This window comes from Caulobacter sp. FW305-C-30-S16, from assembly GCF_058783025.1.
On record NZ_JBYSYH010000002.1, the window covers coordinates 782,380 to 794,374 of the forward strand.

Sequence of the window (11,995 nt, forward strand, 5' to 3'; positions counted from 1 at the left end):
CCTCACCCCGGCGAGATCATCTTTTCCGGACGCACCGCCTCGTCGAACTCCGCGTCGGTCAGATACCCGCCGCCGACGGCTTCCTCGCGCAGGGTCGTGCCGTTCTTGTGGGCCGTCTTGGCGATCTTGGCGCAGGCGTCGTAGCCGAGCTTGCCGTTGAGGGCCGTGACCAGCATGAGCGAGTTGTCCAGGCCACGCTTGATGTTGTCCTCGCGCGGCTCGATTCCGACGACGCAGTTGTCGGTGAAGCTGATCGCCGCGTCGGCCAGCAGACGGACCGACTGCAGGAAGTTGTAGGCCATCACCGGGTTGAAGACGTTCAGCTCGAAGTGGCCGCTGGCGCCGGCGAAGGTGATGGCGGCGTTGTTGCCGAACACCTGGGCGCAGACCATCGTCAGGGCCTCGCACTGGGTCGGGTTGACCTTGCCCGGCATGATCGAGCTGCCCGGCTCGTTTTCCGGCAGGCTGAGTTCGCCCAGGCCCGAGCGCGGGCCGGAGCCCAGGAAGCGGATGTCGTTGGCGATCTTGAACAGGCTGGCGGCCACCGTGTTGATCGCGCCGTGGCTGAAGACCATGGCGTCGTGGGCGGCGAGGGCCTCGAACTTGTTGGGGGCGGTGGTGAAGGCCAGGCCGGTGATCGCGGCGATCTGCTCGGCGACCTTCTCCGCGAAGCCGACGGGGGCGTTGAGACCCGTGCCGACCGCCGTTCCGCCCTGGGCCAGCTCCATCAGCGCCGGCAGGGTCTGTTCGATGCGGTGGATGCCGTTGGCGATCTGCTGGGCGTAGCCGCCGAACTCCTGGCCGAGCGTCAACGGGGTGGCGTCCTGGGTGTGGGTGCGGCCGATCTTGATGATGCCGGCCCAAGCGTCCGCCTTGGCCGCCAGCGCCGCGTGCAGGTGCTTCAGCGCCGGCAGCAGGTCGTGAACCACCTGTTCGGCGCAGGCGATGTGCATGGCCGTCGGATAGGTGTCGTTGGACGACTGGCTCATGTTGACGTGGTCGTTGGGGTGGACCGGCTTCTTGGAGCCCATCTCCCCGCCCAGCATCTCGATGGCGCGGTTCGAGATCACCTCGTTGGCGTTCATGTTCGACTGGGTGCCCGAGCCGGTCTGCCAGACCACCAGCGGGAAGTGGTCGTTGAGCTTGCCCTCGATGACCTCGTTGGCCGCCTTGACGATGGTCGCGGCGATCTGCGGGTCCAGCTTGCCGAGCGCCAGGTTGGTCTCGGCCGCAGCGCGCTTGACGATGCCCAGGGCCCGGACGACGGGCAGGGGCTGCTTCTCCCAGCCGATCTTGAAGTTGCCCAGGCTGCGTTGCGACTGGGCGCCCCAGTAGCGGTCGGCGGCGACCTCGATGGGGCCAAAGGTGTCGGTCTCGGTGCGCGTGGCGGTCATGATCTTTCCCGGCGAAACTTGCAGCGCCGGTTTAGCGCCGGGGGAGGAGACTGCAAGCGCGCAAGGCGTTATGGACGCCAATGACCGACGACTGGACAACCTTCGGCAAGGTGCGCGCGCGGGAGGCCGGGGCGACGCTGGAGATCGTCGTCGACGGGCTGACGACCCAGGCGAAATACTACAAGCCGCTGATCTACGAGTTCTTCCGCAAGCAGTGGCGGGGTTCGCGGCCGGCGTGGGGCGACTTCGCGGTCGAGATCATCATGGAGTACGAGGGCGACCCGCCCTGGCTCGACCTCGACAACCTCGCCAAGGCGATCCTCGACTCGATCAAGGGCCACGCCTTCCACGACGACAGTCAGGTCGCCCGGCTGCTGGTCGAGCGCCGCCAGGGCGAGCGTGAGCGGATCACCGTGCGCGCGACGCGGCTCGCCTAGAGCGGTCCAGCGCCACGCTGGCCAGCAGGGCGTCGCCGACCAGAACGAAGGCGGCGTAGCGGCCGAGGCTGACCGGATCCCAGGTCGGGAAGATATCCCGGAACAGCGCCAGCATGATTCCCGCGCCGATCAGTCCGGGCGCGGCGAAGATCGCCGCAGCCAGCAGCCGGTTGCGACGCTGCAGCCGGCGCACGCGGCTGGCCACATGGAACAGGAACACCACCGCGCCGCCGACGAGAAACGCGTTCGCGGCGTAGAACCAGAACGCCTTCTCCAGCAGCCCTGACCCGAAGGCCGCGTACCAGCCCGTCGAGACCAGAAAGGCCAGCAGGCCCGCCAGACCGAAGGTCAGACCGTCTTCTTTTGACACGACAACCACCCCGAACCACCCGTTTCCATCCTTGGGATGCGAGGGTGGCGCCAGAAAGGTGGCCTATGGTCGCGGCGCTGGAAAGTCAGCTCGCCCACGGCACGAGTGCGCCGCGCATGAGCAGTACAATCGACAGGCAGACATAGATCAGCGTCGTCGCCGTGAAGCGCAGTTTGCGGCCGACGGTCCAGCTTTCGACCCGTCGTCCGCCGCGCCAGATGAACGGCAGCAGCACCAGGGTCACGAGCGATAGAATCGCGGCGACCAGCGCGCAGGACGACGCGGTCAGCATCCAGCCGCCCGGCCAGTCGAAGAAGATCGCGGCGATGTCGCCGGCCTTGCCCGCCCAGATCGCCAGCGCGCCCATGGCCAGCAGCCAGAGGATCGCCTGGGTCGTCTGCATGAGGCTGGCGCGACGCTGCATGGGCGTCTCGCGATGGTCCTTGCGGTCGCGCATCATGAGGCCGCCGAGGGTCGCCAGGGCGGCGATGGCCGCCAGAAGGGCAAGATTGACCAGCCACCCCTGGGTTCCGAAGAAGCCGGCCCGCTGGAACAACTGCATGCCTGAGGCCGGGTAGTAGCCGCTGGCGCGGCCGTCCTTCAGGACGAAGGTGATCTTTCGCCAGCCGCCGACTTCCTTGAAGCGACCCGCGGTCCCTTCCGGAATCCAGAGCGATGAGCTGTCGCGGCTGCTGATGCGCAGATAGCCGGCGTCGGTCACCGCGACCTGACTGCGGGCGTTGACCAGGCCGATGAATTGCTCGAGCCCGCGATAGGAGCGCCGGGTGCTGACATACTCGCCCTCGAAGTCCCGGGCGTTCTGCTTCAGCCAGGGCGAGCCGGCCTCGGGAAGGGTCTGCGCCGGGCCGTAGAACCGCTGCACGATGCGGCTGGTCGCCTGGTTCACCAGGCGCTCGCCACTCTCGCCGTTGGCGGCCACGAAGACGCCCAGGCCCAGCGACGGGACGAGGATCATCGAGGATCGGTAGGACAGCAGCACCCCGTCATGGCCCCAGCCGGTGCGTCCGCCCGGCAACTGGAACTGCAGGAAGCCGTGTCCGGAGCCGGCTACGCCGGGCGCGGGTCGCGACTGCTCGCGGAAAAAGCCGGCGGCGGTCGCCGGGCTGTAGATCTGCACCCCGTCCAGCGTGCCGCCGTTCAGGATCATGGTCATGTAGCGGGCCATGTCGCCGGCGGTGGTCGAGACGCCGCCCGCCGGGGCCAGCTGGGTCGTGTATTCGAACGGGCGCTCCCGCCAGCCGGCGCCGGTCCAGAGGAAGCCCTCCGACAGGTCCGCCGCGAGCGCGGCCGACATCGGCGCGGGCAGGTCGGGGCGGGCGGGGTAGGGGTTGCGGAACGTCGTCCGGGTCATGCCCAGCGGGCCGGTGATGCCGGTTTCGATCAGTCGCTCGAACGGCTTGCCGGAAACCCAGGCGGCCGCGGCACCGGCCAGACCGACTCCGTAGTTCGAGTAGGCCGGCGCGGAACCGGCCTCGCGCACCCGGCGCGGACGCTCCTGACGCAGATAGATGTCCAGCGGCCGAACGCGCGCGGCATCGCGCTCGAACAGCTGACCCAGGGCGCGGTCCTCGAAGCCGGGGGAATGGCTCATCAGATCGATGACCCGGACCGGGCGGTCGAACTCCTTGTCGAACCAGCCGGTCTTGTCGCGAACCTGGATCTTCTCAGGCAGATACAGGTTGATCGGGCCGTCCAGCCGCATCCGGCCGGCCTCGACTTCCTTCATCAACGCGATCCAGGTGAAGGTCTTCGAGATCGACGCGATACGGAACAGCGTCCGGTCGGGATCGACCGGCCGGGCCGGGTCCAGTTTGGCGAAGCCGTAGCCCTTCTTGAGCACGACCTGCCCGTTCTGAACGACCGAGATAGTCACGCCGGGAATGTGGTCGGCGGACATCGCGTCGCGGACCATCCCGTCGACGAAGGCCTCGAGCTCGGCGGGCGTCAGGGGGGCTACGCCGGCGATGGCCAGTGCGGGCAGGGGCGCCGCGGCGGGTGGCCTCGCGGGACCCCGGGCGAATGTCGGGGCCGCTGCGGGCGTCAGGCTCTGCGCAGGTGCCGCGGCGATCTGGGCCGTGCCGGCGGCCGGCGCAATGCCGATCAGAATGGACAGGGCAGCCGCGAGGGCGGCTTTGACAGGCGAGCGCAAGGCGTATCCCCGGGGAAAGGTGGTTCCAGCGACTTCTAGGGCGCCGGGGACGCCGGGCAAAGGTCAGTCTGCGGCAAGTCCGCCGTCAGGGTGACTGGACACCCTTCGCGCCCGCCGGAAACGGCATCATGCCGAGGCGCAGGCGCAGCGTGCCGTCGATCGACACCTGCGGCTCGGAGGGCGGCGAGAGGTTCATCCGCCCCTCGCGGCGGCTTACGCAGCCCTGGATCGCCGGTCCCAGAGCCGGGAAGTTGCGCACGGACTCCACGGTCTCGAGGAAGCAGGCGTCGAAGTAGGGGTACTTGTCCTCCGAACTGCAGCCGAAGGAACTGCGGTCGGGCCGGGCGGCCGTCATCACCATGCGCTGGGGCCCGACGAGGTAGGGCAGGAAGGCGCCGGAGTAGCAGGCGGAGATGATCACGATCGTTGGCCGGGCCGGGCAGGCCTCCTCGACCAGCGCGGCCATCTCGCTGGGCGAAAACATGTAGGCCTTGCCCATCACGTCCATCACCACGCCCTGCCGCGGCGCGCCGTGCGAGGTGTAGTAGATCAGGCAGCCCGCCGGAGCCTTCGCGGCGGAAGCCTTGAGCGCGTCGAGCATCGACTGGGCCGTCAGGCGTTCGGGCCGGGTGTCGGGATAGCGTTCGGGCTTGGTCGAGAACTGCGTCATCGTCTCCGGCCTGAAGCCCATGCCGACAAGCGTCGCGGCGACATCGCGGCGCGCATTGTCGAAGGCTTCAGCCTGACTGCCGTTGGCGGCGCGCCAGTCGCCGGCGATGACGACCGAGGCCCAGCTGTTGAACGGGCTGGCGGGTGTGGTCTGGGCCGCGGCGGGACCTGCGAGAACGGCCAGCAGGCCGACGATCGCCAGGAGCCAGCCGCGCACCGGGGCTCAGCCCTTGTACCGGGCGAAAGGAGTCGGCATCGCCGTGCCGGTGGCCCGGGCCAGGATGCGGCCCTCGCTGTCCTTCAACTCGCCTTCGGTGAAGGCGATGGTCTTGCCCCAGCGCGCCACCCGACCGACGCCGGTAATCTCGCCGGGCAGGGCGGGGCGGAAGAAGCTGGTCTTCATCTCGACCGTCGGCGCGACGCTGGTCATGCCGGACGCGACCATGCACGCCACGCTCATGCATTCGTCCAGCATGGCGCAGAGGTAGCCGCCCTGGATCTGCTTCATCGGATTGGTCAGCTGTTCGGTGGCGGTGAAGGCCACCTCGACCTCACGGTCCGCCTGGCTGACCCGCACGATCCGGAAGCCGAGCAGCTCGGACCCCGGCGGGCGGCGTTTGGCGTTGGTGAACCGCGCCAGGATGGCCTCGTCGGTGAGGCTTTCCGGCTCCTGCGAAGCGACGTCCGTCAACCCGGCCTCACTTCTTGCGGAACTGGTCGAGTGAAACGACCTTCGGGCCGTCGTCGACGGGCCGGGCCGGGGCGGCCGGCTCTTCCGGCTCGTCGAGACCGACCGGCTCGACATCCACCGGCGGCGGCTCGAAATGCAGGCTGAACTTGACGTGCGGATCGACGAAACGGGTCACCGCCGCATAGGGGACCGACAGCTTCTTCGGCGAACCGCCGAACTTCAGCGTCACCGTGAAGAAGGTCTCGCCCGGCGCCAGGTCCCAGTACTGGTTCTGCAGGACGATGGTCATCTCGTCGGGATACTTGCCCAGCAGATCGGGTGGCCCCGAGACCCCCGGCGCCTTGGTGCGGAAGGTGATGTAGAAATGATGGTCGCCGGGAATGCCGCCCGGCGCCGCCGCCACTTTCAAGGCGGCCTTGACCACGCCGCGCAGCGCGTCCTGGGCCAGCGCCTCGTAGTTCATCAGGTCTTCAGGCGGTTTCTGCTGCTGGGCCATGACTCGAACACCGGTTTGAACAGCGAGCGTAGCGTGTCGCGACGGACTCGCAAAGCCATGCCGAGTCACGACGTTGGCGAAGGTTCGGCAAGCAGGCAGGGAGAAGGTGGGGGATTCTGTTGGCAGGCTCCCCCGGGCCCCGCCGGAGGATCTGAACCCCCCGGAGTTTAGGCTGAGTGCGCTAGCACCGCATTACGCGGCGATTGCATACTCTTCAGCGAAGTTATCGTTCGCAGTTAGTTTAATGGCCCGGATCGGTGAGCCACGCCGGGACAAAGCTACGCCTTTAGACGTCTGTCGATGCTGATCGGCCCCATACTTCCGGCGATAACCCGAAGAAGGAAATGGTGGAGCCGCCGGGAATCGCACCCGGGTCCAGTCCGGTTATTACGCGCGCGTTTATGTCCATAGTCCGGGCAAGCCCGGACAAACCCAATATAGGGGCGATCCGTCGCCGGGGGAAGGACGCTGCGCGCCGGGACGCCGCTATTCCCGGACTCACGCAAAAGAGGCAGGCTCAGCGAACGCCGGTCTTCAAGGCGGGGGAAACGGGAGGCAATCCAATGAACAAGTTCATTGCCGAGTTCATCGGCACGCTTGTGCTTGTGCTGTTCGGCTGCGGCGCGGCCGTTCTGGGCGGAGACAACGTCGGACAGCTGGGCATCGCCCTGGCGTTCGGTTTCGCCATCGTCGCCATGGCCTATGGCATCGGGCCGATCTCCGGCTGTCACGTCAATCCGGCGGTCAGTCTGGCCGCCTGTGTCGCGGGCCGGATGTCGGTCAGGGACATGGGGCTGTACTGGGTCGCGCAGTTCCTCGGCGCTCTCGCCGGCGCGGCGATCCTGATGCTGCTCGCCAAGGAAGGTGCGGCCAGCAGTCTCGGCCGCAACGGCTGGGGGGCAGGCTACCTCGGTGAGTATTCCATGCACGCGGCGCTGATCTTCGAGATCGTGTTCACCGCCATCTTCGTCATCGTGATCCTGGGGGTGACCGGCGAGAAGGGGCAGGGCGCGTTCGCGGGCCTGGCCATCGGCATCACCCTGGCGGTGATCCACATCGTCGGCATCCAGGTCACCGGCGTGTCGGTCAACCCGGCGCGCAGCTTCGGTCCGGCCGTACTGGCGGGCGGCGAGGCCGTTTCGCAACTGTGGCTGTTCATCGTCGCCCCGGCCATCGGCGCAGTGATCGGCGGCGCGCTGTTCCGGTTCAATCTGTTGAAGGCATAGGGCCAAAGCCGCCGTTCGGAATGATCCGGGCGGCGGCGGACCTACATCCCCTCGGCGCCGCGCTCGATGCTCAGCACGCCCGTGCGGGACAGTTCCACCAGACCCAGGGGCCGCATCAGGTCGACGAAGCTGTCGATCTTCGACGGCGCGCCGGTGATCTCGAACACGAAGCTCTCGGAGGTCGTGTCGACCACCTTGGCGCGGAAGATGTCCGATACGCGCAGGGCCTCGACCCGGTCCGTGCCGGTTCCGCGCACCTTGACCAGGGCCAGTTCGCGCTCGATGCCGCGCGGGTCGCGGGTGACATCATGCACGCGGCGGACGCTGATGACCTTGCTGAGCTGGGCCTCGATCTGGTCCAGCACGTGCGGCGCGCCGCGGGTGACGATGGTGATGCGGCTGGTGTGAGCCTTCCGGTCGGTCTCGGCGACCGTCAGGCTTTCGATGTTGTAGCCGCGCGCGGCGAACAGCCCGACCACGCGGTGCAGGACACCCGCCTCGTTGTCGACGAGCAGGGCGAAGGTGGCGAGGTTCTCGGTCTCGTCGACATGCGAGAGATCGTAGGCGGAGGCGGGCTGGGGATCGGTGGTCATGGCGTTGTCTAGACCAGCCGCCGCCCGGCGTCGTCAATCACCGAGCCGATGTCGGCGCCGTCCTCGGGCAGGATCATCTCGTTGTGCGCCTTGCCGGACGGGATCATCGGCAGGCAGTTCTCGTTCTTCTCGACGCGGCAGTCGAAGACCACCGGGCGCGGGCTGTCGATCATCTCGAGGATCTTCGCATCCAGCTCGGCCGGGTCGGTGCAGCGGATGCCGACGGCGCCATAGGCCTCCGCCAGCTTGACGAAGTCCGGCAGGCTCTCGGAGTAGCTGTGGCTATAGCGCTCGCCATGCAGCAGCTGCTGCCACTGGCGGACCATCCCCATCCACTCGTTGTTGAGGATGAAGATCTTGATCGGCAGGTCGTACTGGATCGCGGTCGACAGCTCCTGGATGCACATCTGGATCGAGGCTTCGCCGGCGATGTCGATGACCAGGCTGTCCGGGTGGGCGAGCTGCACGCCGATCGCGGCCGGCATGCCATAGCCCATGGTGCCGAGGCCCCCGGACGTCATCCAGCGGTTCGGGTCCTGGAAGCGGTAGTGCTGGGCGGCCCACATCTGGTGCTGGCCGACTTCGGTGGTGATGTAGGTGTCGCGATCCTTCGTCAGCGCATACAGCCGGTCGATGGCCTGTTGCGGCTTGATGGTCGTGTCGTTGGTGCGGAAACTCAGGCACTGGCGGGCGCGCCAGCCGTCGATCTGCCGCCACCAGTCGTCCAGGGCGTTGCGGTTGGCCTTGAGGCCTTCAGCCTTCCAGGCCGCGATCAGGTCGTCCAGAACGCTGCCGGCGTCGCCGACGATGCCGATGTCGACCCGCACGTTCTTGTTGATCGAGGAGGCGTCGATATCGATGTGGATCTTCTTGCTGCCCGGCGAGAAGGCGTCGAGCCGGCCGGTGACCCGGTCGTCGAAACGGGCGCCGACGCAGATCATCACGTCGCAGTCGTGCATCGCGTGGTTGGCCTCGAACGTGCCGTGCATGCCCAGCATGCCGAGCCACGCCGGGTCAGCCGCCGGGAAGGCGCCCAGGCCCATCAGGGTCGAGGTCACCGGCGCGCCGGTCATCGCAGCGAACGCGCGCAGGCTCTCGCTGGCCTTCGGACCCGCGTTGATGACGCCGCCGCCCGTATAGAAGATCGGCCGGCGGGCCTTGGCGATCATCCGCGCCGCCTCGGCGATCTTGCCGGCGTCGCCCTTGGTGCGCGGCGCATAGCCATGGCTGAAGCTGACCTCGTCGGGGGTCTGATAGACGCCCTTGGAGAACTGCACGTCCTTGGGGATGTCGATCAGCACCGGGCCCGGACGGCCGCTGGTGGCGATGTGGAAGGCCTCGTGGATGATCCGCGGCAGGTCGGCGACGTCCTTCACCAGGTAGTTGTGCTTGGTGCAGGCGCGGGTGATGCCGACCGTGTCGGCTTCCTGGAAGGCGTCCGTGCCGATCAGATGGGTCGGGACCTGGCCGGTGAAGACGACCATCGGGATCGAGTCCATCAGCGCATCGACGATGCCGGTGATGGCGTTGGTGGCGCCAGGGCCCGAGGTGACCAGCACCACGCCGGGCTTGCCGGTCGAGCGCGCATAGCCTTCGGCCGCATGGGTCGCGCCCTGTTCGTGGCGGACGAGGATATGGCGCAGGCGGTCGCCGTTGCGCTCGTTGTCCTGGAACAGCGCGTCATAGATCGGCAGCACCGCGCCGCCCGGATAGCCGAACAGCGTCGAGACGCCCTGGTCGATGAGCGCCTGCACGACGATCTCGGCGCCGGTCATCTCGCGACTGGCGGCGTCGGTGGGGGCGGATCGGGTCGTGGAAGCGGTCATTGTCGGGCTCGTTCGTGGGGCGAAAAAGGCAATAAAAAAGGCCCGTGAGGGGCCTGGGATGCGCGCGACCGGCGACAGCGTGACGGGTCAGGTCACGCCGCTGTCGGCCGCTTGGTAAGTACGATGATCGTGTTGCGCACGAAGATTGCTCCAAATCGCGTCCGTTTGAGATGCCACGCTACGGCTTTGGCGTCAAGGCTGGCTCCAGCGCAAGGAATTGCCCCCAGGCCGCGTCCGTGTCCGTTTCGGTGATCTTCGGCCAGTCCGGCGTCTGGTTGCGCAGCCAGGTCAGCTGCCGCTTGGCGTAGCGCCGGGTTTCCTGACGCGCGAGGTCGGCGGCCTCGGCAAGGGAGATCTCGCCGGCCAGATGCCGTTGAAGTTCGCGCACGCCGACCGCCTTCATCACGGGCAGATCCGCATCCAGGCCCGCGGTCAGCAGGGTCCGGACCTCGTCCAGCGCCCCCGCCGCCAGCATGGCGTCGAACCGCGCGTCACAGCGGGCGTAGAGGTCGGCGCGGTCGGGCGTGATCGCCACCGCACGCCAGTCGTCAGCCTCCAGCGCCGGCGCCGTGTCGGCCTGCCAGGCGGTGAGGGGGCGGCCTGTCGCCTCGAGCACCTCCATCGCCCGGGAAAGGCGCATCCGGTCGCCGGCCTCGATACGGCGGGCGGCGTCCGGATCGGCGGTGGCCAGCAGCTCGCGAAAGCGGGCCTCGCCAAGGGCGTCGTACATTGCCGTGACGCTCTGGCGGATGGCGGCGGGCGTGGGCGGCACATCAGCCAGCCCCTCGGTCAGGGCCTTGAAGTAGAGGCCGGTGCCGCCGACCACGACGGGCGTCCGGCCACGGCCGCGGATCTCGTCCAGGATCGGCGAGGCCGCGCGCAGCCAGCGACCGACGGACCAGCCGTCCGCGCCGTCCGCCACGCCGAACAGGTGGTGAGGCGCGACAGCCGTCTCTTCGTCGCTCGGTCGCGCGGACAGCACCCGCAGGTCCGCATAGAGCTGCAGCGCGTCCGCATTGACGATCTCGCCGCCCAGCGTCCGCGCAGCGCGCAGGGCCAGCGCGGTCTTGCCGCTCGCGGTCGGTCCGGCGATCAGCAGGATGGGCGGGGTCATGGGGCGGACTTACGCGATGAGGGGGCAGCCTGCCAGACTTCCCCCTCGTCCATCGAGGAAGAGGGGGTCAGGAACGGCTGCGGCTGTTCCCAACCCCGCGAAAGCAGGCTAGGCCGCGCGGATGCAGCTCGTCGTCACCCTGGTCGCCGCCGATCCCCATGATCTTCCCGCCGCGCTTGAGGCGGTCGAACTCGCCGTCGCCGGCGGCGGGACGCTGGTGGGCGAGGCCGACCTGCTGGGTCCGAACGCGGCGGACCTGCCGGTCGAGAGCGCGGCGCCGGCTGTCGTTCGCGAGCAGGCCGAGGCAGCGCTCGCCGGCCGCCGGGTCGATGTCTGCGTCCAGCCCGCCCAGGGCCGCCGCAAGCGGCTGCTGATCGCCGACATGGACTCAACGATCATCAACGTCGAATGCCTCGACGAACTGGCCGACTTCGCCGGGGTCAAGGCGCAGGTCGCGGCGATCACAGAGCGGGCCATGGCCGGCGAGCTGGCCTTCGAGGGCGCCCTGCGCGAGCGGGTGGCGATGCTGAAGGGGCTGGGGCTCGACGCCCTGCAGGCCTGCTACGACGACCGCGTGCGGCTCAACCCCGGCGCGGAGATCCTGGTGCGGACCATGGCCGCCCACGGGGCGCGCTGCGTGCTGGTGTCGGGCGGCTTCACCTTCTTCACCGGTCGCGTGGCGACGGCGGCCGGATTTCACGACAACCGGGCGAACACCCTGATCGAGGACGGCGCGGCGCTCGCCGGCCGCGTGGGCGAGCCGATCCTTGGCCGGGAGGCCAAGCTGGCGGCGCTGCAGGAAGAAGTCGCGGCGCTGGGCGCGATGCCCGCCGACGCGCTCGCGGTCGGTGACGGCGCCAATGACCTGGCGATGATCGAGGCTGCGGGTCTGGGCGTCGCCTACCGCGCCAAGCCGGTGGTCGCGGCGCAGGCCGATGCGCGCGTCGACCACGCCGACCTCACCGCCCTGCTGTACTTCCAGGGCTACCGGGCCGAAGCCTTCGCTTAG

General features: G+C 68.5%; 12 protein-coding genes and 1 other RNA gene. 3 read left to right on the top strand and 10 right to left on the bottom strand.

Annotated features, from left to right (window positions below; genetic code table 11):
• Window positions 1-2 precede the first annotated feature (2 nt).
• Complete coding sequence (gene fumC, locus AC3WJT_RS10800) at window positions 3-1,394, bottom strand: class II fumarate hydratase (protein WP_492343120.1); 1,392 nt, start codon at window positions 1,392-1,394, stop codon at window positions 3-5.
• 80 nt (window positions 1,395-1,474) lie between these two features.
• On the opposite strand from fumC, the gene AC3WJT_RS10805 reads away from it, so the two are divergent.
• Window positions 1,475-1,831, top strand: a complete 357-nt coding sequence (locus AC3WJT_RS10805; protein ID WP_492343121.1) for a RusA family crossover junction endodeoxyribonuclease — start codon at window positions 1,475-1,477, stop codon at window positions 1,829-1,831.
• Here the strand turns inward: AC3WJT_RS10805 and AC3WJT_RS10810 are convergent.
• The 6 genes from AC3WJT_RS10810 to ssrA all read right to left on the bottom strand — a co-directional run bounded on the left by AC3WJT_RS10810 (window position 1,803) and on the right by ssrA (window position 6,694).
• Window positions 1,803-2,201 carry a DUF5367 family protein gene (locus AC3WJT_RS10810; RefSeq protein WP_492343122.1) on the bottom strand — a complete coding sequence of 133 codons (399 nt, stop codon included), beginning with the start codon at window positions 2,199-2,201 and terminating at the stop codon, window positions 1,803-1,805. The genes AC3WJT_RS10805 and AC3WJT_RS10810 overlap by 29 nt on opposite strands.
• Before the next feature lie 85 nt (window positions 2,202-2,286).
• Window positions 2,287-4,371, bottom strand: coding sequence for a serine hydrolase domain-containing protein (locus tag AC3WJT_RS10815; protein ID WP_492343123.1), 2,085 nt, complete (start codon window positions 4,369-4,371; stop codon window positions 2,287-2,289).
• Window positions 4,372-4,456: 85 nt separating this feature from the next.
• On the bottom strand, window positions 4,457-5,257 hold the full coding sequence (locus AC3WJT_RS10820) for a C13 family peptidase (protein WP_492343124.1): 801 nt from the start codon (window positions 5,255-5,257) through the stop codon (window positions 4,457-4,459).
• A 6-nt stretch (window positions 5,258-5,263) separates the two neighbouring features.
• Complete coding sequence (locus tag AC3WJT_RS10825) at window positions 5,264-5,731, bottom strand: PaaI family thioesterase (protein WP_492343125.1); 468 nt, start codon at window positions 5,729-5,731, stop codon at window positions 5,264-5,266.
• Window positions 5,732-5,738: 7 nt separating this feature from the next.
• Window positions 5,739-6,227: an SspB family protein gene (locus AC3WJT_RS10830; protein WP_492343126.1), complete on the bottom strand. Its 489-nt coding sequence runs from the start codon at window positions 6,225-6,227 to the stop codon at window positions 5,739-5,741.
• A 105-nt stretch (window positions 6,228-6,332) separates the two neighbouring features.
• Window positions 6,333-6,694, bottom strand: a transfer-messenger RNA (tmRNA) gene (gene ssrA, locus AC3WJT_RS10835).
• A gap of 96 nt (window positions 6,695-6,790) precedes the next feature.
• Between ssrA and AC3WJT_RS10840 the strand changes: the two genes are divergently transcribed.
• Window positions 6,791-7,453, top strand: a complete 663-nt coding sequence (locus tag AC3WJT_RS10840) for an aquaporin (protein ID WP_492343127.1) — start codon at window positions 6,791-6,793, stop codon at window positions 7,451-7,453.
• Between the two features lie 41 nt (window positions 7,454-7,494).
• Here AC3WJT_RS10840 and ilvN read toward each other — a convergent pair whose 3' ends face one another.
• The 3 genes from ilvN to miaA form a co-directional block, all read right to left on the bottom strand.
• On the bottom strand, window positions 7,495-8,046 hold the full coding sequence (gene ilvN, locus AC3WJT_RS10845; protein WP_492343128.1) for an acetolactate synthase small subunit: 552 nt from the start codon (window positions 8,044-8,046) through the stop codon (window positions 7,495-7,497).
• 8 nt (window positions 8,047-8,054) lie between these two features.
• Window positions 8,055-9,872, bottom strand: a complete 1,818-nt coding sequence (locus AC3WJT_RS10850; RefSeq protein WP_492343129.1) for an acetolactate synthase 3 large subunit — start codon at window positions 9,870-9,872, stop codon at window positions 8,055-8,057.
• Between the two features lie 178 nt (window positions 9,873-10,050).
• On the bottom strand, window positions 10,051-10,986 hold the full coding sequence (gene miaA, locus AC3WJT_RS10855) for a tRNA (adenosine(37)-N6)-dimethylallyltransferase MiaA (protein WP_492343130.1): 936 nt from the start codon (window positions 10,984-10,986) through the stop codon (window positions 10,051-10,053).
• Between the two features lie 121 nt (window positions 10,987-11,107).
• Here miaA and serB point away from each other — a divergent pair, with 121 nt between their 5' ends.
• On the top strand, window positions 11,108-11,995 hold the full coding sequence (gene serB / locus AC3WJT_RS10860; RefSeq protein WP_492343131.1) for a phosphoserine phosphatase SerB: 888 nt from the start codon (window positions 11,108-11,110) through the stop codon (window positions 11,993-11,995).

Bases quoted from the DNA above. Each gene is read 5' to 3' on its own strand.
- fumC (WP_492343120.1), bottom strand. From the start codon at position 1,394: ATGACCGCCACGCGCACCGAGACCGACACCTTTGGCCCCATCGAGGTC.
- AC3WJT_RS10805 (WP_492343121.1), top strand. From the start codon at position 1,475: ATGACCGACGACTGGACAACCTTCGGCAAGGTGCGCGCGCGGGAGGCC.
- AC3WJT_RS10830 (WP_492343126.1), bottom strand. From the start codon at position 6,227: ATGGCCCAGCAGCAGAAACCGCCTGAAGACCTGATGAACTACGAGGCG.
- AC3WJT_RS10840 (WP_492343127.1), top strand. From the start codon at position 6,791: ATGAACAAGTTCATTGCCGAGTTCATCGGCACGCTTGTGCTTGTGCTG.
- ilvN (WP_492343128.1), bottom strand. From the start codon at position 8,046: ATGACCACCGATCCCCAGCCCGCCTCCGCCTACGATCTCTCGCATGTC.
- AC3WJT_RS10850 (WP_492343129.1), bottom strand. From the start codon at position 9,872: ATGACCGCTTCCACGACCCGATCCGCCCCCACCGACGCCGCCAGTCGC.
- miaA (WP_492343130.1), bottom strand. From the start codon at position 10,986: ATGACCCCGCCCATCCTGCTGATCGCCGGACCGACCGCGAGCGGCAAG.
- serB (WP_492343131.1), top strand. From the start codon at position 11,108: ATGCAGCTCGTCGTCACCCTGGTCGCCGCCGATCCCCATGATCTTCCC.